This is a genomic window from Rhodococcus sp. IEGM 1351 (assembly GCF_030056875.1).
GTDB classification, from domain to species: Bacteria; Actinomycetota; Actinomycetes; order Mycobacteriales; family Mycobacteriaceae; genus Rhodococcus_F; species Rhodococcus_F opacus.
Genome location: NZ_JASHKU010000009.1, coordinates 144,204 through 166,250, shown reverse-complemented (window position 1 = coordinate 166,250; position 22,047 = coordinate 144,204). Strand labels below are relative to the sequence as shown.

At 67.5% G+C, this 22,047-nt stretch carries 18 protein-coding genes; 10 read left to right on the top strand and 8 right to left on the bottom strand.

Going from position 1 to position 22,047, the window contains the following annotated elements:
• Positions 1-6: 6 nt before the first annotated feature.
• From QM806_RS17920 to QM806_RS17905, 4 genes are read left to right on the top strand one after another with little or no spacing between them, the layout of a single operon-like run.
• Entirely contained in the window at positions 7-1,260 is a 1,254-nt protein-coding gene (locus tag QM806_RS17920; RefSeq protein WP_005255202.1) for a CaiB/BaiF CoA transferase family protein, read from the top strand.
• Complete coding sequence (locus tag QM806_RS17915) at positions 1,257-2,195, top strand: hydroxymethylglutaryl-CoA lyase-like TIM-barrel protein (RefSeq protein ID WP_005255200.1); 939 nt, start codon at positions 1,257-1,259, stop codon at positions 2,193-2,195. Before QM806_RS17920 ends, QM806_RS17915 begins: the two co-directional genes overlap by 4 nt.
• Positions 2,192-3,187 carry a 2-hydroxyacid dehydrogenase gene (locus QM806_RS17910; RefSeq protein WP_005255198.1) on the top strand — a complete coding sequence of 332 codons (996 nt, stop codon included), beginning with the start codon at positions 2,192-2,194 and terminating at the stop codon, positions 3,185-3,187. Before QM806_RS17915 ends, QM806_RS17910 begins: the two co-directional genes overlap by 4 nt.
• Entirely contained in the window at positions 3,184-4,176 is a 993-nt protein-coding gene (locus QM806_RS17905) for a glycerate kinase (RefSeq protein ID WP_169692726.1), read from the top strand. The genes QM806_RS17910 and QM806_RS17905 overlap by 4 nt, the downstream gene beginning before the upstream one ends.
• Here QM806_RS17905 and QM806_RS17900 read toward each other — a convergent pair.
• Positions 4,142-4,927, bottom strand: coding sequence for an IclR family transcriptional regulator (locus QM806_RS17900; protein WP_349307600.1), 786 nt, complete (start codon positions 4,925-4,927; stop codon positions 4,142-4,144). The genes QM806_RS17905 and QM806_RS17900 overlap by 35 nt on opposite strands.
• Positions 4,928-5,250: 323 nt before the next feature.
• Between QM806_RS17900 and QM806_RS17895 the strand changes: the two genes are divergently transcribed.
• Entirely contained in the window at positions 5,251-5,718 is a 468-nt protein-coding gene (locus tag QM806_RS17895) for a DIP1984 family protein (protein WP_005571792.1), read from the top strand.
• A gap of 263 nt (positions 5,719-5,981) precedes the next feature.
• Here the strand turns inward: QM806_RS17895 and QM806_RS17890 are convergent, their stop codons facing one another.
• From QM806_RS17890 to QM806_RS17880, 3 genes are all read right to left on the bottom strand, one after another.
• Positions 5,982-8,408 carry an ATP-dependent Clp protease ATP-binding subunit gene (locus QM806_RS17890; protein ID WP_283292255.1) on the bottom strand — a complete coding sequence of 809 codons (2,427 nt, stop codon included), beginning with the start codon at positions 8,406-8,408 and terminating at the stop codon, positions 5,982-5,984.
• A gap of 151 nt (positions 8,409-8,559) precedes the next feature.
• A complete protein-coding gene (locus QM806_RS17885; RefSeq protein WP_242323361.1) occupies positions 8,560-8,736 on the bottom strand; it encodes a hypothetical protein in 177 nt (58 codons plus the stop codon).
• Positions 8,733-9,023: an arginase family protein gene (locus QM806_RS17880; protein WP_283292251.1), complete on the bottom strand. Its 291-nt coding sequence runs from the start codon at positions 9,021-9,023 to the stop codon at positions 8,733-8,735. The genes QM806_RS17885 and QM806_RS17880 overlap by 4 nt, the downstream gene beginning before the upstream one ends.
• Positions 9,024-9,342: 319 nt before the next feature.
• On the opposite strand from QM806_RS17880, the gene QM806_RS17875 reads away from it, so the two are divergent.
• Positions 9,343-11,367, top strand: coding sequence for an APC family permease (locus tag QM806_RS17875; RefSeq protein ID WP_043792744.1), 2,025 nt, complete (start codon positions 9,343-9,345; stop codon positions 11,365-11,367).
• Here QM806_RS17875 and QM806_RS17870 read toward each other — a convergent pair.
• Positions 11,336-12,952, bottom strand: coding sequence for an FAD-dependent monooxygenase (locus QM806_RS17870; RefSeq protein ID WP_242323367.1), 1,617 nt, complete (start codon positions 12,950-12,952; stop codon positions 11,336-11,338). The genes QM806_RS17875 and QM806_RS17870 overlap by 32 nt on opposite strands.
• Before the next feature lie 91 nt (positions 12,953-13,043).
• Positions 13,044-13,808, bottom strand: coding sequence for an ABC transporter permease (locus QM806_RS17865; protein ID WP_054247326.1), 765 nt, complete (start codon positions 13,806-13,808; stop codon positions 13,044-13,046).
• 136 nt (positions 13,809-13,944) lie between these two features.
• Here QM806_RS17865 and QM806_RS17860 point away from each other — a divergent pair, with 136 nt between their 5' ends.
• Complete coding sequence (locus QM806_RS17860) at positions 13,945-16,266, top strand: ATP-binding cassette domain-containing protein (protein WP_054247327.1); 2,322 nt, start codon at positions 13,945-13,947, stop codon at positions 16,264-16,266.
• 18 nt (positions 16,267-16,284) lie between these two features.
• Here QM806_RS17860 and QM806_RS17855 read toward each other — a convergent pair whose 3' ends face one another.
• Positions 16,285-16,872: a carboxymuconolactone decarboxylase family protein gene (locus tag QM806_RS17855; protein WP_054247328.1), complete on the bottom strand. Its 588-nt coding sequence runs from the start codon at positions 16,870-16,872 to the stop codon at positions 16,285-16,287.
• Positions 16,873-17,115: 243 nt separating this feature from the next.
• Here QM806_RS17855 and QM806_RS17850 point away from each other — a divergent pair, with 243 nt between their 5' ends.
• Together QM806_RS17850 and QM806_RS17845 are read left to right on the top strand one after the other, a co-directional pair.
• Entirely contained in the window at positions 17,116-18,051 is a 936-nt protein-coding gene (locus tag QM806_RS17850) for an alpha/beta hydrolase (protein ID WP_065489330.1), read from the top strand.
• 6 nt (positions 18,052-18,057) lie between these two features.
• On the top strand, positions 18,058-19,557 hold the full coding sequence (locus tag QM806_RS17845) for an FAD-dependent oxidoreductase (protein ID WP_242323371.1): 1,500 nt from the start codon (positions 18,058-18,060) through the stop codon (positions 19,555-19,557).
• Positions 19,558-19,578: 21 nt separating this feature from the next.
• On the opposite strand, the gene QM806_RS17840 is transcribed toward QM806_RS17845, so the two are convergent.
• On the bottom strand, positions 19,579-20,502 hold the full coding sequence (locus QM806_RS17840; RefSeq protein ID WP_005572706.1) for a LysR family transcriptional regulator: 924 nt from the start codon (positions 20,500-20,502) through the stop codon (positions 19,579-19,581).
• A gap of 93 nt (positions 20,503-20,595) precedes the next feature.
• Here QM806_RS17840 and QM806_RS17835 point away from each other — a divergent pair, with 93 nt between their 5' ends.
• The gene (locus QM806_RS17835) at positions 20,596-21,960 is read left to right on the top strand and encodes an amidohydrolase family protein (RefSeq protein WP_054247331.1); all 1,365 of its coding nucleotides are present in this window, start codon (positions 20,596-20,598) and stop codon (positions 21,958-21,960) included.
• The last annotated feature ends 87 nt before the right edge of the window (positions 21,961-22,047 follow it).

Here is a 22,047-nt window from a genome sequence, read left to right as displayed (position 1 = left end):
ATCACCATGTTCTCCGACAACACCATTCGGCCCCTCGACGGGGTTCGGGTACTCGAGCTGGGCAACTACATCGCCGCCCCGACCGCGGGCCGGATGCTTGCCGACTTCGGGGCCGAGGTCATCAAGGTGGAGCGCCCGAAGACCGGCGACGAACTGCGCAACTGGCGGCTCTACTCCGGCGACACCTCGATGCTGTACCGCACGATCAACCGCAACAAGAAGTCGATCGTGCTGGACCTGCGCACCGAGGAAGGCAGGCAGCTCGTCCTGGACCTCGCCGCCAAGTGCGACATCCTGCTGGAGAACTTCCGGCCCGGCACCCTGGAGAAGTGGGGCATCGGACCGGACGCGTTGAACGCGGCCAATCCGGACCTGGTGATCACCCGCATCTCGGCGTTCGGGCAGACCGGGCCGATGTCGCAGCGCCCGGGGTTCGCCGCGGTCGCGGAGGCCGCGGGCGGATTCCGTGAACTCGTCGGCGACCCGGACCGGCCACCGGTGCGGGTGGGGGTGTCGATCGGTGACTCGATCGCCGGCCTCTACGCGGCGTTCGGGGCGGTGATGGCCCTGTTCCAGCGTGAGGCCGCGAAGGTCGCCGGAACCCAGGGTCCGTCCCTGCCGCATCGGATCATCGACGTCGCACTCAACGAATCGATCCTGTCGATGATGGAATCGCTGATTCCCGACTACCTCGCGTACGGCATCAAACGCGAACGCGTCGGCGGCCGGATGGAGGGTATAGCCCCGTCGAACGCGTACATCTGCAGCGACGGCGACAGCATCATCATCGCCGGCAACAGTGACGCCATCTTCCAGCGCTACATGGACACCATTGGCCGCCCCGACCTCGGCGCCGACCCGGATCTGTCCACCAACGCCGGACGGTGGGCGCGCCGCGACGAACTGGACGCGGCGATCGGTGAGTGGACGATCCAGCACTCGCGCGAGGAGGCGCTGAAGGTCCTCGATGCGGCGGGGGTGCCGTCGGGTCCGATCAACACCGCCGCCGACATCTGCAGCGACGAGCAGTACGCGGCCCGCAACATGATTCAGCAGTTCACCGTCGACACCGGTGAGGCCGAGCCGAAGCAGGTCGGATTCCCCGGCATCGTCCCGGTGATCGGCGGCAAGTCACTGCCCATCCGCAGTGTCGGACCGGACCTCGGCGAGCACACCCGCGAGGTCCTCGAAACAGTGCTCGGCAAGACCCCGGAACAGATCGACTCCATCGTCAACGACACAGTAGGTGGCCTCTCATGACGCAGTCCTTCGAATCACGCGCCCTGCTCCGCGACGTCACCCTGCGCGACGGATTGCAGTTGACGGGCAAGATGCTGTCCACCGCCCGGAAGCTCGAGATCGCCCGGCGGCTCCTCGAACTCGGCGTGCCCGCGCTCGAGATCGGGTCGATGGCCCGTCCCGACCTCGTCCCGCCGATGGCGAACACCGTCGAGGTGATCTCGGAGCTGACTGCGGAGGAACTGGACCACTGCTGGGTGTGGGTGGCGACGCCCCGGCACGTGGAGAAGGCCGCCGCCGCAGGCGCACGCCATTTCCAGTACTGCTTCTCCGCCTCCGATTCCCACAACCAGGCGAACATCGGACGTTCCACCGAGGACAGCCTCGCCGCGATGCCCGCCGCGATCGAACTCGCGCAGGAGGTCGGCGGCAGCATCCAACTGTGCATCGCGACGTCGTTCACCTGCCCGTTCGAGGGCCGGGTGCCGGAGCAGCGGGTGATCGACATCGCCAACGATCCGCGCGCCCACGGCGCCGTCGACGTCGTCGTCTGCGACACCCTCGGCCAGGCCGTTCCCGCCGAGGTGTACTCGCTCGTCTCCCGGGTACGGCTCGAAACCCCGCAGCGGGGCATCGTCTTCCACGGCCACGACACCTGGGGGCTGGGGGTCGCGAACAGTCTCGCCGCGGTCGCGGCCGGCGCCATGACCGTCGACGGCGCCCTCGGCGGACTCGGCGGCTGCCCGTTCGCACCCGGCGCCAGCGGCAACACCGCCAGCGAGGATCTGCTGTTCGCCACCCGCCCGGACTGGCTGAACCCCACCACATTCGGATCGCTCGTGGAACTGTCCGAGAAGACGCTAGCCGAACTCGGCGAAGCCAACCGGTCCAAGGCCGCGCAGGGCGCACGCTCCAATGCCACCGCGTTCGAGTGGGTCATCGGCGGCGGCCGATGAGCGGCGCCCGGTTCTACGTCACCACTCCGATCCCCGAACCCGCTCTCACGCTGCTGCGCGCTGCGGGCAGCGTCGATGTCCCCGACGAGCTTCCGGACGCTGCCCGGCTGCGGGAGGTCTGCGTGTCCGGCGACTACGACGTGGTGGTGTCCCAGCTTCGCGACACGTTCGACGCCGACCTCCTGGCCGTCGCGAAGATCCGCGGGATCTCCAACTACGCGGTCGGGTTCAACAACGTCGACATCGGTGCGGCCACCGCGAACTCGATACTCGTCGGCAACACACCCGGTGTGCTCACCGACGCCACCGCCGACGTCGCGATGCTGCTGATCATGGCCACTGCCCGCCGCGCCGTGGAGGCCGACACGTTCGTTCGCGCCGGGCGGTTCACCGGATGGGAACCGAACCTGCTCCTCGGCCAGGATGTTTCGGGACGCACGCTCGGTCTCGCCGGGTTCGGGCGGATCGCGCGGGCGACCGCGAAACGGGCACTGGCCTTCGGCATGCAGGTGCAGTTCTGCCCCCGGCCTCCCGGCGACCGGCCGGTGACGGACGAGGAGCTCGGGGAGTTCGCCGGACTCGTCACCCACACCGACTGGAACTCCCTCGTCGCCACCAGCGACTACCTGTCGCTGCACGTCCCCCTCAACGCGCAGACCCGCCACCTGGTCGATGCGGGCGTGCTGACGGCGATGAAACCCTCCGCGATCCTGATCAACACGGCCCGCGGTCCCGTCGTCGACGAAACCGCCCTCGTCGCCGCCCTGAAGTCCGGGGAGATCGCCGGGGCCGGGCTGGACGTCTACGAGGACGAACCCGCGCTCGCCCCGGGACTCGCGGAACAGTCGAACACGGTGCTGCTCCCCCACCTCGGCAGTGCCACGGTGTCGGTGCGCGCCGAGATGGCGAGGCTGTGCGCCGAGAACGCTGTGGCCATGGCGCAGAACCGGATTCCCCCGCATCCGGTCAACCCGGAAGCGTGGAACTCATGACGGTTCTGATCGCCCCCGACAGTTTCAAGGGCACCTACACCGCAGGCGAGGTCGCCGACGCCGTCGCCGGCGGGGTCGAGTCGTCCGGCGGTGCCCCGATCAGGCTGCCGGTCGCCGACGGCGGCGAGGGCACCCTCGACGTTCTCACCGTCCCCCTCGGACTGCGTCCGGTCACCACCCGCGCCCGCAACCCCTGGGGCAGCCCGTGCCGGCCGACGTACGGACTGTCCGACGACGGGACCGCGGTCATCGAGATCGCCGCAGCCTCCGGGATCACCACGCCACACGACGGCCCCCGCGACCCGATCACCGCCACCACCTACGGCACCGGGATGCTCGTCGCCGATGCCGCCCGGCGCGGTGCCCGGCACATCGTCGTCGCGGCCGGCGGGTCCGCCACCACGGACGGCGGCACCGGGGCCATCGCCGCCATCGAGGCGGGCGGCGGACTCCGGGGCGCCGCCGTCACCGTGCTGACCGACGTCACCACCCGGTACGTCGACGCCGCCCGAGTGTTCGGACCGCAGAAGGGCGCCGACGCGGGCGCCGTGCAGGTCCTCACGCGGCAACTCGAGGCGAAGGCGCGGGCTCTGCCCCGCGACCCGTCGAGTGTCGACGGGACCGGTGCGGCAGGCGGGTTCTCCGGCGGGATGTGGGCGCGGTACGGCGCCGAACTACGCTCGGGCGCCGAGTACATCCTCGACGTGACCGGCTTCGACACCCTGGCCGCGGACGCGTTGGCGATCGTCGTCGGCGAGGGCAGGCTCGACGGGCAGACGAAGGCGGGCAAGATCATCTCCGTGATCCTCGCCCGCGCGGGCACCACCCCGGTGTACGCCGTCGTCGGCTCCGTCGGCGACGATCTCGGCGACTACCGGTCCCGGTTCGCCGGCGTCCTCGTCGCCACGGACGCCGTGGCCATGCACGAAGCCGGCCGCGCGATCGCGGCGCAGCTCATGACGGGTAGCGGCCACCCAGCGTCCGGGTGACCTGCTCGGCGCTGCCGACGAGCAGATCCACCCATTTCTCGCACTGCTCGCGTGGCATGCGCAGTGTCGGCCCGCTGATCGCCAAGGCACCGATCACGTCGGCGGACGAATCGAACACGGGCGCAGCCAATCCCGAGGCGCTGTCCTCCCGCTCCCCCGCGGTGATGGCGTACCCGTCGGCCTTGGCCTGGTGGATCAGTTCGCGCAGCACCGCGGTGTCGGTGACGGTGCCCCCGGTCATCGGCTCGATCGGGCCGGCGAGGACCTGTTCGGTGAGGTCCGGGTTCCAGGCGAGCAACACCCGGCCCGCCGAACCCGCGGGCAGGGGGACGATCTTCCCGACGTATATGTTCCGGCGCAGCGCGTGCTCGGTCTCCGCGATGGCCACACACACGCGGTAGCCCTGCTCGACCCGGAAGAAGCTGGCGGTCTCGCCGGTGGCGTCGCGGATCTCCTTCAGCACCGGCGTCACGACAGTCAGCACGTCGAGTCCCTTGGTGGCCGTCGCGGCCCAGAACGCCATCTTCACGCCGATCCGGATCTGGTCGCCGGTCCGGTCGAGGAATTCCTGCGCCACCAGGTTGCTGACCAGCCGTTGGACCGTCGACGTCGGCAGACCCGTCGCCTGATGGATCTCGCCCAGCGTCATCGACGGCCGCGACAGGCTGAACGCATCGAGGATCTCCGTGATCTTGCTCAGCACCAGCAACGGTTGATGCTTGGAGGTCAATTCGCCGTCTTCCGCTCGCATGCCCTCGACGATAGTCGCCCTCACCAGCACGTGAGTGCCAACGAACGGCGGAACACACTTCGGCACTCACCTGGGGCGAATTGACTGTCGCCACACGGGCGGGGATGTGGTACCTATTGAAGATGCTCGAATTCGACTCGACGAAAGGCGCATGAGCGCCCACCGAGACATCTCTCCGGCACAACGGTTCGGGGAATTCACCCGCGCGTTCGACGCGCCTCGCTCGGCATCCCGGCGGTGCCGCGACCCCTCTACCCCCGGACGGGCACTTCGTGGTCCCCTATTTGTGATGCCCTACAACGACTTCGAGAAAGGAGGTAACCGTGAAGTTGGCTGAGGCACTGGCCGAACGTGGCGATCTGACGCGTCGGGTGGAGCACCTCAAGTCGCGCATCCTCACGAATGCGCGTCATCAGGAGGGCGAGTCGCCGGCGGAGGACGCCGCGGCGCTCCTCGTCGAACTCGAGAAGGTCCTGGACCGCCTGGAGGTCCTCGTCCGAAGAATCAATCGAACGAATACCGCTGCGCCACTGGGCGACGCGAGCATCACGGACGCACTGGCCCGCCGGGACATGCTGCGCATCCGGCACCGGGTGGTGTCCGCCGCCGCGGATGCCGCCTCCGGTCGTGAGCAGGATCGATACGGTAGGCAACTCCGCTCCGAACTCGTCTTCGTCGCGGCATTGCCCGTCCGGGATCTCCGGCGGACGGCAGACGATCTCGCCCGGCAGATCCGGGAAATCGATCTGCAAGTGCAGAAGGAGAATTGGGAAGTCGAGTTGCTCGACTGAACAGGCTGGGTAGTAGGTAACCGCCTCGGAAGCGAGCACACACCGCGAGTCGACGGTAATTCGGCTCTTCTCCGGCGTGGAGGGCAAACGCTCCGGGCACACACCCGGATCACACTGCAGCCCTGCACACCGCACAGGTGACAGTGCACGACGCACAGCTCATCACCGGGTGCTGATCCGAGACGGCGAGGGCGGGCAAGGGGCTACCCACACACGTGAGTGGCAGAGCGTGCCGAAGCACACTCTGCCACTCACGTCGGGGATCAGCCGACTACGAGGTCCAACTCGTCGTCGGACACTCCGACCGCGATGCTGCCACCCTCGACGAGGACGTCGTCGAGCAGCAGATCGGCGATCCGGTCGTCGACAGCCCGTTGGATCGACCGGCGCAACGGTCGCGCCCCGAACTCGGGCTGGTGTCCGTGCTCGGCAATCCAGTCAACCGCGTCCTCGCTGAACGAGATCTCGATGCCCTTGGACTGCAGCCGCTTCCGGCTGTCGTCCAGCAGCAGGTCGGTGATCCGGTGCAGCTGCTCGGTGTCGAGCTTGCGGAAGATCACGATCTCGTCGATCCGGTTCAGGAACTCCGGACGCATCGACTCGCGCAGCCGGCCCATCACCCGATCCCGCAGCGGCTTCTCCGAAGCCTCGGCGTCACCGGTGCTGAAGCCCAGCGCACCCGACTTGCTGGAGATGATGTCGGATCCCAGGTTGCTGGTCATGATCAGAACGGTGTTCTTGAAATCCACCGTCCGGCCCTGACCGTCCGTGAGCCGACCGTCGTCGAGCACCTGCAGCAGCGTGTTGAACACGTCGGGGTGTGCCTTCTCGATCTCGTCGAGCAGGATCACCGAGTACGGGTTCCGGCGGACCTGCTCGGTGAGCTGTCCCGCCTCCCCGTATCCGACGTAGCCGGGAGGGGCACCGACGAGCCGGCTGACCGTGTGACGTTCACCGAACTCGCTCATGTCGAGTCGAAGCATCTTGTTCTCGTCACCGAACAGCGTGGCGGCCAGCGCCTTCGCCAGTTCGGTCTTGCCGACACCGGTCGGTCCGAGGAACAGGAAGCTACCCACGGGGCGATCCGGATCGTTCATGCCGGTGCGGCTGCGGCGCACCGCCCGGGCGATGGCCCGCACGGCGTCGTCCTGGCCGATGACACGACGATGCAGTTCGTCCTCGAGCCGGCGGAGGCGTTCCTTCTCCTCCTCGGTCATCTGGCTGGCCGGGATTCCGGTGGCCCGCGACACGACCTCGGCGATCTGCTCGGCAGTCACCTCGGGCGTCACGTCGTTCGTGCCGACCGCCTTCCCCTCGATCCGGGCCTGGACCTCCATCGTCTCGTCCCGCAGTCGCGAAGCCATCTCGTACTGCTCGTCGGCGACGGCCTGTTCCTTGGCCTGCTCGAGTTCCGCGAGCTTCGCCCGCAGAGCCTCGACATCGACGCTCGGCATCCGCAGCCGCAACCGGGCTCCGGCCTGATCGATCAGGTCGATCGCCTTGTCCGGCAGGAAGCGGTCACCGATGTAGCGGGCCGACAGCTCGACGGCCGCCGTGATCGCCTCGTCCGTGTAGCGGACGCCGTGATGCTCCTCGTACCGGTCACGCAGACCGGACAGGATCGCCACCGCATCGTCGACACTCGGCTCCGCCACCGTCACCGGCTGGAAACGGCGTTCGAGCGCCGGGTCCTTCTCGATGTGCTTGCGGTACTCGTCGAGCGTCGTCGCACCGACGATGTGCAGCTCGCCGCGGGCGAGCTTCGGCTTGAGGATGTTGCCCGCATCCATCGCGCCGTCGGCGCCGCCACCGGCACCGGCGATGGAGTGGACCTCGTCGATGAAGACGATCAGCTCGTCCGAGTGGGCCGAGATCTCGTCGATCACCTTGTTAAGGCGTTCCTCGAAGTCGCCGCGGTACCGGGTGCCCGACACCATGCTCGACAGGTCGAGCTGGACGATGCGCTTGCCCGTCAGGCGGTCGGGGACGTCGCCGTCGACGATGCGCTGGGCCAGGCCCTCGACGACCGCCGTCTTGCCGACGCCGGCCTCACCGACCAGCACGGGGTTGTTCTTGGTGCGGCGCGACAGGATTTCGATTGTCTGCTCGATCTCGTCGGCGCGCCCGATCACCGGGTCGACTCCGCCGCCGCGTGCGCGTTCGGTGAGGTCGAAGCCGTACTTGTCGAGTGTGGGGGTCCCCGAGTTCGAGGACTCCTCCTCCACCGATCCACCCTGCACGGCGGTCTGCAGGCGCTCCGGGGTGATTCCCTCGGACGCGAGCAGGCGTCCGGCGGCGTGGTCCTGATCCGCGGCGAGCGCCAGGAAGAGGTGCTCGGGATCGATGTAGGTGGACCCGAGGGCGCGCGCGAGTTGGTGCGCCTCGAGCAGCGCCGTCTTCAGCGCGCCGCTCAGTGCGGGTGTTGCAAAGCCTGACGTGTCACGGCTCTGAGGCAGACGCAGTTCGACGGCATCGGCTACGGCCGACGTGTCGGCGCCTGCGCGGCGCATCAGAGAAGTGACGGGTTCGTGTTCTGTCATGACGCGCAGAACGTGGAGTGCATCGAGTTCCGCATCGCCACGACCTGCGGCGAAACGGGCAGCAGCAGCCATGAGCTCCTGGGTGGAGCGACTCATGAGCCGACTGATATCGATGCGACCTGGGCCCTCCGGCCCGAAGAATGCTGGCATTCCTCAGCCTCCTATAAGTTGAGCGTTACTCACTCAACTAACGTGCCAACCCTGCGATCAATTCCCAAGTGGGATGGATGTGAGCTCGATCACGAAAGTCTGTGGCGGTGCCGACCCAGTCCAACGACGACAGGAACCCGGATCTTCCCGCTCACGGCAGGGTGCGTCCGAGAAGGTCGAGCACTCGGGTCGCCTGGTCGCCGGTGGGATCGGGATCGGGGCGGAAGTCGGCGACGCTGACTCCCACGAGTCGAGGCGACCGCGCCAGTGGCGCGACCACGTCGGCGAGTTGATCCCAGTCGAGGCCTCCCGGCTGGGGGTACGTCACCGCATTGAGCGACTCGGGGTCCAGCACATCAGGTCGAGGTGCAACCAGACCCCGGTGCCTCTGCCGGCCAGCCATGCGGCAGCCTGCCGACCTGCGGCGACGGCGTCACGCACGACGGCCGGCGCGTCGATGCGGCGCAAGTCGGATGGCAACCGGACCAGTCCGGCGGCGGACGCCGCGTCCAGGCCCTCGGTGCGATGACCGATCAGAACGGTGTCGCTCGCCCCCACCATCGGGGGCGTCCCGGCCAGCGTGATCAATGCCTCGGCGCCGACTCCGGTGAGCACCGCAAGCTCCGCCGCCGACCACCAGCGGTCGCCGGCCCGGCAGGTCCGTCATCGCGACCGCCAGATCGTCCGCCAACGCGTGAGCGGCCCGCACCGTCTCGGACAGTGCGATCACGCCCGTCCGTTCGTCCCGGTCGGTGCGGTCGATCACGGTCGCGGCGTCGCCGACATCCCGGCCGGAGCAATCCCACGGTGCACCCAGCATGAACCAGCCGGCAGCGTCCATTCCGCCATGCGCTCCGCACCCGTGCGCCTTTTCGGTAGCGGGAACAACCGGAAAGGCGCACGGGCGCGAAGCGCCTGGTTCTACGCTGAACTGGTGGTGGCTCTCGTTCGAGCGGTCCGGCGGCTGGCTCTGGGACGCCCGCTGCGCAGCGACGACCTCGGCGAGCAGTTACTGACCAAGCGACTGGCGCTGCCGATCTTCGCCTCCGACCCTCTGTCGTCCGTGGCGTACGCGACGCAGGAGATCCTGCTGATCCTGTCCCTGGGCGGTCTCGCGTACTTCTACCTGACGCCGTATCTGGCGATCGGGGTCGTCGTACTTCTCGCCGTGGTCGCCCTGTCCTACCGCCAGGTGGTGTACGCCTATCCCAGTGGGGGCGGCTCGTACGAGGTGGCCACCAAGAACCTCGGTCCGTCCGCGGGGCTGACGGTGGCATCGGCACTGCTCATCGACTACGTCATGACGGTGGCGGTGTCGGTGTCGGCCGGCGTCGACAATCTCATCTCCGCCGTGCCCGCGCTGAACACGCACCGGGTGGCGCTGGCCGTGGCGTTCGTCGTGCTGCTGACTGTGATGAACCTGCGCGGGATCCGCGAATCCGGGACGACGTTCGCCTTCCCGACGTACGGGTTCATCGCCGGGGTGATGATCCTGATCGTGACGGGATTCGTCCGCGTCGCGGCCGGCTCGACACCCGTCGCCGAAAGTGCCGGGTACACCATCGAACCGGAACTGTCCGGGCTGACCGGTCTGGCCCTCGTGTTCTTCGCGCTGCGCGCGTTCTCGTCCGGATGTACCGCGCTGACGGGTGTCGAGGCGATCTCCAACGGGGTGCCTGCGTTCCGTAAACCCAAGAGCGCCAACGCCGCAAAGACACTCATGGCGATGGCGGCGACGGCCATCGTGATGTTCGCGGGAATCACGGCGCTGGCCATCGTCACCAAGGTGCACGTCGCGGTGAACCCTTGCGATCTGATCGGGTTCGCCGGAAACTGCGAGACCGATCCGCAGCGCACCGTCATCGCCCAGATCGCGGCGGCCGTGTTCGGCGGCACCACCAACATCGGCTTCTTCTATGTCCAGGCCACGACCGTGCTGATCCTCGTCCTCGCCGCGAACACCGCCTACAACGGTTTCCCGCTGCTCGCCTCGGTGCTCGGCCGCGACCGCTACCTCCCCGTCCAGCTGAACACTCGCGGCGACCGGCTGGCGTTCAGCAACGGCATCGTGCTTCTCGCCGTCACGGCGGGTGGATTGATCGTCCTGTTCGACGCGTCCGTCACCCACCTCATCCAGCTGTACATCCTCGGCGTGTTCACGTCCTTCACTCTCAGCCAGGCGGGCATGGTCCGGCACTGGAACAGTGTGCTGGCAACCGAATCCGACGCCCGCGAACGTCGTCGCATCCACGGCCGGCGGGCCCTCAACGGCACCGGCGCCGTCCTCACCGGCACCGTTCTGATCATCGTCACGATCACGAAGTTCACCCAGGGTGCCTATCTCGTAGTCATCGCCATGCCGATCCTGTTCTTCCTGATGCGCGGGGTGCGGCGGCACTACGACCGGATCGCGGCGCTTCTCGTCGTCGACGAGGACAGCTTCACCCTGCCCTCCCAGGTGCACACCATCGTGCTGGTGTCGGTGCTCAACAAACCCACCGCGCGGGCCCTGGCCTACGCCCGCGCCACCCATCCGACGACGCTCGAGGCGGTCACCGTGCTCAGCGCCAACACCGGAGAACTGCAGCGGGACTGGGAGAAGTACGAGGTTCCGGTGCCGCTGAAAGTCCTCGAATCGCCCTACCGTGAAGTCACCACCCCCATCGTGGGGTACGTGAAATCCGTCCGGAAGCGGATCCCGGACGGCGTGGTCACCATCTTCATCCCCGAGTACGTGGTGGGCCACTGGTGGGAACACCTGCTGCACAACCAGAGTGCGCTGCGCCTCAAGGGGAGGTTGCTGTTCACGTCCGGGGTGATGGTCACGAGCGTGCCGTGGCTGCTGGATTCGGCCACCCGGGCCGGATCGCCGCTCGGCAAGCCGGCGCCGGGCGACATCCGGCGTGGGCTCCCGCCCGCCGCCGAGCTCAGCGGAAAGTCGACTTCAGGTACTCCGTGAGACCGTCGACCGCGACCGGACTCTGCCGGAATCCCAGATAGCCGTCCGGACGGACGACGAACGCGGCGGAACCCTCCGCGCCGTACGCGTGCGCGAACTCGCCGTCGCGGTCCCGGACGAGGGGAAGCACCGTTTCCCCGACATCGGCGGAAGGCGACGCGACGAGGTACGTGTCGACGAGTCCCTGGGTCGCCGCCTCCACGGACGTCGCCGCGGCCTCGAGCAGTTCCAGCCCGCGCGCGTCGACCGATTCGTCGGCGTACAGCAGCAACGTGTGGTTCCGTCCTGCGAGGAGAGTGAACAGCCGGAGGGGAAACGCGACCGCGGCACGGGTCAGCCCACGGGCGTCCGGTGCGCGGCTGCCGGGCGTGAGCGCCGCATTCGACTCCGGCTGGGCGACGATCGGACTGTCCGCGTAGCTGATGAGGAGTTGAGCTTCGCGTCGGATCACGTAGTCGGGATCCGACGACCCCGCCCCAATTCCCTCCCGGGCGCTCCGCACGGTGCGTCCCACCACCTCCTCGCCGACGGGCCGCCGTTCTGCGTCGTAACTGTCCAGCAGATCGGAGGCCGCGGCACCGGACACGGCCAGCGCGACCTTCCACGCCAGGTTGTGGGCGTCCTGGATGCCGGTGTTCATGCCCTGCGCGCCGGTCGGCGGATGAATGTGGGCGGCGTCGCCCGCGACGAACACCCTTCCGCGCCCGTACGAGTCGACGATGCGGTGGCTGATCCGGAAGACGGAGGACCAGCGGAGGTTCGACGCCCGCGTCGGTTCGGGCGACAGGCGGTCGAGCACGGCCTGGATGTGGCTCAGCTCCGGTTTCGGTCCCGCTTCGAAGCCGTGCGCGATCTTGTCGGCCGCCAGGGTGCCGGTGCCGGCGAGGTCGCTGGGCACCAGCATCGACATCCGGTAGCGCCGGCGCCCGGGTAGCGGAATGCACACGAGCAGATCGTCGGTCTCGCCGTCCGTCTGATGCATCGACCGGATTCCGTAGCCACGTGGCATGGACCAGTCGACCTCGACGTCGCCGAGCATGTACTGCTCGACGAACGCACCGCCTTCGAAGGTGAGGCCGAGGCCCTTGCGGACGACGCTGTGGGCGCCGTCGCAGCCGAGAAGATACTGGGTTCGAACGGTGTCGTCGCCGTCCGCGCCGGTGACCGTGGCGACGACGCCGTCGTCGTCCTGCTCGAACGCCGTCAGTTTCGTACCTCGTTCGATCGTGGTTCCGAACGTGGCCAGGTATTCGGTGAGGATGCGTTCGGTCTCGTACTGGGGCAGACCGATGAATCCGAACGGGACGTCGCCCGGTAACGACAACTCCAGACGGGCGACCTCGTCGCCGTTGACGTACACGATCTGCCCGCGCATCTGGATCGCCGCGTCCAGGATGTGCCGCAACAGGCCCATGCTCTCGAAAACCTCGAGGGTGCGCGGTTGGATTCCCACCGCCTTCGCGTACTGCGGTGGCTCGAGCAGGGGATCGATGATGCGGCAGGCGACACCTCGCCTGCGCAGTTCGATCGCCGCCGTCAGACCGACCGGACCAGCTCCGACCACCAATACCTCGGGATGCACCACAAGACACCGCCTCGTCAGCAGGGACCGACCACCGACCAGTATGCGGGACCGACGATGCACTTGACCGGTGTTCGGGCCAGACCCCGATCCTTCACTCTCGCGCGGTGTGGAGTCTCGGCCGGTGAACGGCTTCCCGGGCCACCAGTTCGATCGTGACGGCCACCGCACACGTCTGCGCGAGCAGCAGTCCTACGAGGACGAGGATCTGGACCGCCCCGGCCTGGACGGCGGAACCGCTCGCGAGAAGCACCCCGACGAACGCCCCCGGCAAGGTGACCAGCCCGACGGTCCGGGTCTGATCGAGTCCCGGGAGCAACGCGTCCGAGGCCGCGGACCGGACCACTTCCATGCGGGCATCGCGGACGCCGAGTCCGAGACTGAGCCCCGCCTCGACCTCACCCCACCGTTGTTCGACCGCATCGAGCGCGCGTCGCGCGGCGAGGGAGGTGGCCGTCATCGCACCGCCGAGCACGATTCCGCCGACGGGAACGATTGCGACACCTTCGAGCGGAACCACCCGGCTGACCAGCATCAACGGCACGACGATACCCACACCCGCAGCGAGGGACAGCGCCAGCCACGCGGCCGACCGCCCGGCTCTCGCGCGCCGAGCGGACGTTCCCACCGCCGCCGCGAACATCACGGCCAACACGAGGATCGAGGACCACAGATGCGCGAGAGCCGCGGCCAGGATGAGGGACACCGCGGCGAGCTGGGCAGCGCCGCGAATCGCCGCGGCCGGCACGACGAGTGGGCTGCCGAGGTTAGTGACGCGGTAGACCACCGCCGCGCACACGACCATCACGGTGCACAGCACAGCCAGTCCGACACCGGGATTCGCCAAGGACGTACTCACCCGGCTCAGTGTTCCTCACTTCCTGGTCGCGGGAATACCGAGAGTGACCGTTATGCCGACGAATCCCGGGCCGTGCATGCGACCATGGATGGAGTCGACGCTCTACGCCCGATGACGCTGACCGGAGGCCGTGGCGATGGACGACCGGGCGAACACAGCGCACCCGCGGGTCGTGGTCGAGACCGAACACGGCCGGACGAGCTACGGCGCGGGCAAGGCCGTCCGCATCGGCCGGGATCCGCAGCTGGAGATCACGATCGTCGATCCGGTGGTGTCGCGCGAGCATGCACGGCTCACCTGGGACGAGGGATGGCAGCTGGTCGACTCCGGCAGCAAGAACGGAATCTACGTCGACGGTGCGCGTCGAGAAAAGGTCTCCGTCACGAACCCCGTCGTCGTCCGCCTGGGTGACGCGGCCGAGGGGCCGGTCGTGCGGATCTCGGTCGAGGACCCGGACGCCACGCGACAGGACGTGGGCGCTCGATGGGACGAATCGACGATCGGCGTAGGCGCCCCGAGCGCTCCGCCCCCGACCCCGCACGAGGCGGTCCCGAAAGGATCCCTCACGGTGGGACGGTCGCCCGACAACGACATCGTCGTCCGGGACGTGCTGGCCTCACGCCATCACGCCATCGTCCACAACGTGACGTCCGGCCTCGAGATCGACGACCTGGGGAGCGTCAACGGAACGTTCGTCGGAGGCATCCGGGTGTCGCGCGCGCAGCTGACCGACGGCGACGTCGTCACGATCGGCAACACCGATTTCAGCGTGCAGGAAGGCAGGCTCGTTCCACGGCAGGCGGTGGCTCCGACCGCAGGCGGACTGCGGGTGGACGGCGTCGGACTCACCATCGAAGGCGGGCGTCGGCTGCTCGAGGACGTCACGTTCACTGCCCAGCCCGGCAGTCTCACCGCGGTGATCGGCCCCTCCGGCGCGGGAAAGACCACGGTGGCCACCATCATCTCCGGTTCGGAACGCCCCACGGAAGGTGTGGTCGAGTTCGAGGGCCGCAGCGTGCACGCCGAATACCAGGTGCTGCGCTCCCGCATCGGAATGGTTCCCCAGGACGACGTCGTGCACCGGCAGTTGACGATCCGGCAGGCGCTCGGCTACGCCGCGGAGCTGAGGCTGCCGCCGGACACCAGCCGGACCGACCGCGAGGAGGTGATAGAGACCGTGCTCGACGAGCTGCAGCTGTCCGAACACGCCGACACAAGGGTCGATCGGCTGTCCGGCGGACAGCGCAAACGCGCGTCCGTCGCGATGGAGTTGCTCACCGGCCCGTCCCTGCTCATCCTCGACGAACCGACGTCGGGCCTCGACCCTGCGCTCGACCGGCAAATCATGGCGACGTTGCGCCGCCTCGCCGATTCGGGCCGCGTCGTCGTCATCGTCACACATTCGCTGTCGTACCTCGAGATGTGCGATCAGGTCCTGCTCCTCGCACCGGGCGGCAAGACCGCCTACGTGGGCCCACCGGACAAGGTCGGGGCCGCGCTGGGCAGCACCGATTGGGCCGACATCTTCGCCCGCGTCGCGGCCGACCCCGACGGGGTGTTCGCCGAGTACCGCGCCACCCGCCCCGCCGTAGAGGTGCCACCACCGAGCCCGCCCGGACCTCTCGGCAGTCCCGCGCACACGTCGCGGCGCAAGCAGCTGAGCACCGTCGTCCGCCGGCAGGCGCGGCTGATCCGCGCCGACCGGGGGTACCTGATCTTCCTGTCCCTTCTCCCGTTCGTGCTCGGCGGCCTGGCCGTGCTCGTGCCCGGCGACACCGGATTCGGTCCGTCGGGCCTCGACGAATCCGGTGAACTCACCCAGATCCTGGTCGTGCTGATCCTCGGCGCCGCCTTCATGGGTTGCTCACTGACCATCCGCGATCTGGTCGGTGAGCGCATGATCTATCACCGCGAACGCGCCGCCGGGCTTCTGCCGTCCGCCTACCTGACGGCGAAGATCGTCGTCTTCTGCGCCGCCGCGATCGTGCAGTCGGTGATCATGGTGATGATCGTGTTCGTGGGCAAGGGCTTTCCGGGCCGGGGCAGCGTGATCCCCTCCGGTTCCGTCGAATTGATCGTGGACATCGCCGTCACCACCTGCTCCTGCGTCCTCGTCGGATTGGCGTTGTCGTCGGTGGCACGCTCGAACGAGCAGGTGATGCCGATGCTGGTGGTCACGATCATGGTGCAGTTGGTGATGTGCGGAGGATTGATCACGATCACCGGACGCGCCGTGCTCGAACAGGTGTCGTGGCTCTTCCCGTCCCGCTGGGGGTTCGCGGCCGCCGCCTCGACAGTGGACCTGCGCACGAACGCCACGGGCACCGAACCCGACACGCTCTGGCAGCACACCGCATCGTGGTGGCTGCTCAACATCGCCATGCTGGTGCTCATCAGTTGCGTGCTCGCGGTCGTCACCTACAGCCGGCTCCGGCTGCGCCGTCCCCGCCGGCGCTGAAACAGATGCTGCGGTGTTCTACTCGTCTTCGAGACCCGCCGGTGCGCCGACGCCGAACACATTCATCATCTGAGACAGGGTCCGGTAATAGCCGACCAGGACCACGAGTTCGAGCAATGCCGAGTGACCGAGGCCGGCTTCGAAACGACGAAAGTCCTCGTCTCCGAGGGTGTCGGCGCCCGCGAGCAGACGACGGCACACGTCGTACGCAGCCTGTTCGGTGGTGTCTTCGGAACGGAACTCGCCGCTCCGAAGTGCCGTCGTCTCTTCGGCGCTCAACCCGACGGCGTGTCCGACCCGTTCGTGGGCATAGCGTTCGAATTCGCTCTCCGTTGCGGCAGCGACCGTGAGTATCGCGATTTCTCTGATCCGGGCGGTCATCGCCGTCCGATAGCGCACCGCACTCCCGAGTTCCTGCAGCGCAGAACCGAGTCCGGGCACGTGCAACATCAACCCGAAGGGGCCGTTGAGCCTGCCCTCGTCATCCTGAAGCGCGAACAGCTGGGGCCCCTGTGCGCGCGGACCCGTCACGATGCTGTCGTACAACGCCTTCTGCTCGACGTCCAACTCGGCCGGTCTCAGGGTTTTGATCCGTGAATCTGCCATGGAATTACCATCTTTCAAGAAGAGTAGGCCTGTGAGGGGCGATGATGAGACAGAGTATCCCCGCGCCGGGGGCCCCGTAGTTCTCCGCCGACCCCGAATCACACCCCGAACTGACGCTATTCGTCCGATGGATCTCCCCCATACAGAACAGCCGATTCCCGAATACTGCCTGATCCGCCACCCTTGAGCCACGGGCCACCCCGATGAGTGGATCCCGCGACCAGACGAAGAGGTGACGGCAACGTGACAACCCCGGTCGGGCAGTCCGCCCGATACGAGATCCAATCCTGTCCCGACATCGAGTTCGGGCGTCCCGACGGGCACATCCTCCGGCTCGATCTGTCTCTGCCGATCGGCGTTGCCGCCCCCGCCGTCGTCCTCTACCTGCACGGCGGTGGTTGGATGATCGGATCTCGCAAGAGTCATGCCGCACGGGCGGAGCGGCTCGCGCGGCACGGATTTGCTGTCGCGAGCATCGACTACCGCCCCTCCACTGTGGCTCCCTTCCCCGCCCAGATCCTCGACATCGTGACCGCGATCGAGTGGCTGAACGGTCCCGGACAAGCCTTCGGTATCGACGCGAATCGTGTCGCGCTCTGGGGCGCATCGGCAGGTGCCCACCTCGCGCTTCTGGCCACCGCCGCTCCGGCGATTCGGCGGGCACCGCACGACGTGCCGGGTCCACCCGTGCAGGCCGCTGTCGGCTACTTCGGATGTTACGACCTCACCTCCCGCGGCGACCTCGACCGCCCGGACACCGGCTCGCCGATACCTCGGGAGATCCTCGAGCAGGACTGGCCGTCAGGTGTCCCCGCACCGCCGTCATCTCGCTACCTGAGGGCCCGATTACTGGGCGTCGACGAATCGGCGATGAGCGATCGTGACCTCGCCGCCATCAGCCCGTTCGCGAGGGCGCACGACATCCACGTGCCGGTCTTCCTGCTCCACGGAACACGCGACTCGGTCACGTCGGTGCAGCAGAGCCTGCGGATGGCACAGGAACTTCGACGCCGCGGGGAGACGGTGCGCCTGCGCCTTCTCGAGGGCGCCAACCACGAGGACTCCGCGTTCGACACGGACGCCACGATCGCCGACGTCGCCGCGTTCCTGCACGAACACCTCGGCGGGCCCTGCCACACACCCCCGCTTCCCCACAATGCCGTACAACAAGGAGAGTGATTCGAAATGACCGCTCGAGTAATAGTCGTCGGCGGCGGACCGTCGGGTCTGACGGTCGCGACCGAACTGGCCCGGGCCGGAGTCGAAGTTGTCGTCCTCGAACGTCGAACGCAGCCGGTGCAGTCGCGGGCCGGAACCGTTCTGCCGAGGGTTCTCGAGCTTCTCGATTCTCGGGGCCTGGCGCAGAAGTTCATCGACCGCGCCGCGACCATTCGGTCCAATCCGCTGATTCCCGTGCATATCTGGGCGGGAATGCAACACGTGGAATGGCGTCACCTCGAATCGAGGTTCGGGTTTCGGCTGGTTCTGCCCCAGAACCACACCGAGGAACTATTGCTCGAGGAAGCGCTCCGTCTCGGTGTCGTGGTCAGGCACGGGGTGACTGTCGAATCCGTCGTCCAGCAGTCGACCGCCGTGACCGTGACCGCGGCGGCCGAGGGCGGACCCGTGAGGCTGTCAGCCGATTATCTGGTCGGCGCGGACGGCGGGCGGAGTATCGTGCGGTCGCAGCTCGGTCTCGGTTTCGAGGGCCACGGGCCGACATTCACCGGAATCGTGGCAGACCTGAGGATGGATCGGCCCTGGCCCGAAGCACGGCGGATGATCGACAACGACAAGGGCTGGGTCACCTCGTTTCCGTTCGGTGAGAACGAGTCCATCACCCGGTTCAACATCGTGCACGCCGAGCGCAGGCACGCTCCTGCGTCGGAGCCGGTCACGGCCGACGAGGTTCGCCGATGCCTCACCGATGTTCTGGAGAAGGACCTGCCGTTCGACGATCTGGTGTGGGCGTCCCGTTTCACCGATTCGCTCAGAATCGCAACGAAATTCCAGCAGGGTCGAGTGTTCCTCGTCGGCGAATCGGCGCGCATCCACTATCCCGCCAGCGGCGTCGGGATGAACTTCTGCATCCAGGATGCGTTCAACCTCGGGTGGAAGCTTGCCGCGGTCATCAATGAACACGCAGGACCGGCGCTCCTTACAACGTACGAGGCCGAACGCCGCCCGGTGGCGGAAGCACTGTTGCGCAGTGTCGCGGCGCAGTGTTCGGTCCAGTTCGACTTCACACCGGAGGGCGTGGCGTTCAAGCGGATGTTCGAACGCGATCTGTTGCCCATTCCGGAGGTCAATCGCCGAATCGGACTCGAACTCAACGGATTGTCGTTCCCCTACTCTGCTGAGTCGCACCAACACCTGATGGTCGGATACCGCTGTCCCGACCTGGATCTCGTCACCGCGACCGGTCCGATGAGGATGGGTGAAATGCTGCGCGATTCCGCTGTCGTCCTCGTCGACGCCACCGGGGCGGGCACCTACGCGGACCTCGATCTGCAGGGCGCGCCGGTTCGCACACACACCGGACACATCGTGCTGGCACCCGCCGGGCTGGGCGACGTCAAGAGCCTGCTGGTCAGGCCGGACGGATACATCGCCTGGGCCAGCGCCGACGCCCCCGCACGCGAGGACGCACAGCTGGCGATCAAGCGGTGCCTCGCCGTCGAATGACATGCCGGGAGGGTCCGGCACTCACTCGAGTGACTTCACGAGTTGCGCTCTGAGCCAGCGGTGTTCGGGATCCGCGTTGTACATCGGGTGCCACCACAGCGCATGGTTCAGTGGGGCGAGATTCAACGGGAAGTCGACCGACCGAATTCCCATTCCGCCGCTCATCCGGGCCGCCAATCGCTCCGGCAGAAGGGCGATACGATCGGTGTGGGCGACGAAATACGGCAGAGCCAGGTAGTTCTCGCCGACAACCTGCACGTACGGTTCGACTCCCTGAGCCCTGACCTGATGCAGCGGTGTCGTCGCGGCGTGGGGATGCGTCTGAAACACAGCCCACGGGTATTCGGTGAGCTGGTCCAGCCGTATTGCGTCCCCGACGTGCTCGTTGTCCTCGGCCACCACGCAGACCCACCGGTCGGAGAAGAGGTCGACCGAGGGCAGGTCGCTGACGAAGCCACGGGGTACGACCAGGGCATCGGCGGTACGGAGACTGTCCGATGCGCGGTCGACGATCTCCGGTCGCAACTGGACGAAGTTGATGCGCAGGTGCGGAGCCTGCGCCAGCAGATCGCGGGTGATGGTGTCGCCGACGGCGGCGAGCATGTAGTCGGACATGATCAGGGTGAACTCGCGGCTGGACCGTTCGATCTCGATGCCCGGCTCGGCGTCGAGCACTCGATCGACTGCGGAGATCGCCACCGTCGTGCGCTCGACCAGGCTGCGGGCGAGCGGCGTGAGTTGATACGAGTTGCCGACCCGCGCCAGTAGGGGATCCCCGAAGTACCTCCGAAGCCGTGCGAGCGCCGCACTCATTGCCGGCTGGCTCAGGCCGACCTCGATCGCCGCGCGGCTCACACTCCGCTCGCGCAGGAGCGCGTCCAAAGACACGATGAGGTTGAGGTCCAGCTTGGCGCGATGACCGGAGATCCGCTGTATCGAGCTCATGGATACAAACTATAGGCAACCCGGCGTTCCCAAATAACCGCGGGAAAATGAGACTGAGGACAGTCAATCTGCCTCTCTCCGAACAGGACACTCATGGACCCGAGTCATGCCCGCCCACGCCGCACACTCCTCCGCGGAGCAACGGTCGTCAGCGTCGATCCGGCCATCGGAAACGTCGACCGAGCCGACATCCTGATCAGCGACGATCTGATCGCCGGAATCGACGCGAGGATCGACGTCGAACCGGGCGTCGAGGTCGTCGACGTCGACGGCATGATCGCGCTTCCCGGCTTCGTCGACACTCACCGTCACACCTGGCAGAGCGTCATGCGGCACGGGTACGCCGAACTCGATCCCCTCCAGTACTTCGACGAAATGCTCAGGGGAATCGGGGCGGCGTACGAGCCCGAGGACGTCAGGGTCGGTAACCTCCTCGGCGCGGTCTCGGCGCTGAGTGCAGGCACGACCACCCTCTTCGACTGGTCCCACATCCAGAACTCGCCCGAGCATTCCGACGCTGCCGTCGCCGGTCTGCGCGAGTCGGGTATCCGTGCCGTCTTCGGCCACGGATGGCCCCTGCAGGGCGACGGCCGGTGGACCGAGAACAGCACGCTCACCCACCCGGCCGACATCGAACGGCTGCAGAAGGAGCACTTCGCCGACCCCGGCGGACTCGTGACGTTGGCGATGGCGGCCAGAGGCCCCGAGATGGCAGCGCCCGGGGTATGGCAGGCCGACCTCGCCCTCGCGCGCGACCTGGGCATCCGCACGTCGGTGCATGCCGGTGCGTACGCGCACAACGAACCGGTCCACGCCGTGGCGCAGTACGACAACGCGGGCCTTCTCGCCGACGACCTGACGTTCGTGCACTGCTGCCGCTCCTCCGACGCCGAACTCGCGATGATCGCCGACGCCGGTGCCACCGTGTCGATCGGCGTGCACTGCGAGCTCAACTCACAAGGCATCGGCGACATCCCCCTCGACCGCATGCTCGCCGCCGGTGTACGACCGAGCCTCAGCGGGGATACCGAAACCAAATGCAGCGGAGACATGTTCACGCAGATGCGAATGCTCTTCGGCTACCACCGTTCGTGGATGGGCGGTGGGCACAGCTCCGTCACCGCCGATCGGGCGCAGCTGTTCCTGCACGATGTGCTGGCATTCGCCACCATCGAGGGGGCGAGAGCGGTCGGGCAGGGCGATCGCATCGGCTCGCTCACTCCCGGCAAGCAGGCCGACATCATCCTGGTGCGTGCAACCGACCTGAACCTGGTGCCCGTACTCGATCCGGTGGCGTCCGTGGTCCTCGCCGCTCATGAAGGCAATGTCGAGTCGGTGCTCATCGGCGGGCGATTCGTCAAGCGCGGCGGAGTCGTGCTCGGGTGTGATCCGTCCGCTCTCGTGAGCGCGGCGGAGGCATCGCAACGACGGATCCTGGGAAGACGCGCCGGCCGCTAGCACTCGTGTGCGCGTGACCCCCCCGTCCGAACAGGGTGTATTCACCGCACGAATTCCCTCCATCAGGTGTTGCCGCTTCCCGGATAA

Coding starts and splice junctions, on each gene's coding strand:
- QM806_RS17860 (WP_054247327.1), top strand. CDS start 13,945: ATGGACGACCGGGCGAACACAGCGCACCCGCGGGTCGTGGTCGAGACC.
- QM806_RS17900 (WP_349307600.1), bottom strand. CDS start 4,927: ATGCGAGCGGAAGACGGCGAATTGACCTCCAAGCATCAACCGTTGCTG.
- QM806_RS17920 (WP_005255202.1), top strand. CDS start 7: ATGTTCTCCGACAACACCATTCGGCCCCTCGACGGGGTTCGGGTACTC.
- QM806_RS17835 (WP_054247331.1), top strand. CDS start 20,596: ATGGACCCGAGTCATGCCCGCCCACGCCGCACACTCCTCCGCGGAGCA.
- QM806_RS17905 (WP_169692726.1), top strand. CDS start 3,184: ATGACGGTTCTGATCGCCCCCGACAGTTTCAAGGGCACCTACACCGCA.
- QM806_RS17910 (WP_005255198.1), top strand. CDS start 2,192: ATGAGCGGCGCCCGGTTCTACGTCACCACTCCGATCCCCGAACCCGCT.
- QM806_RS17890 (WP_283292255.1), bottom strand. CDS start 8,408: ATGCCAGCATTCTTCGGGCCGGAGGGCCCAGGTCGCATCGATATCAGT.
- QM806_RS17840 (WP_005572706.1), bottom strand. CDS start 20,502: ATGAGCTCGATACAGCGGATCTCCGGTCATCGCGCCAAGCTGGACCTC.
- QM806_RS17915 (WP_005255200.1), top strand. CDS start 1,257: ATGACGCAGTCCTTCGAATCACGCGCCCTGCTCCGCGACGTCACCCTG.
- QM806_RS17855 (WP_054247328.1), bottom strand. CDS start 16,872: ATGGCAGATTCACGGATCAAAACCCTGAGACCGGCCGAGTTGGACGTC.
- QM806_RS17845 (WP_242323371.1), top strand. CDS start 18,058: ATGACCGCTCGAGTAATAGTCGTCGGCGGCGGACCGTCGGGTCTGACG.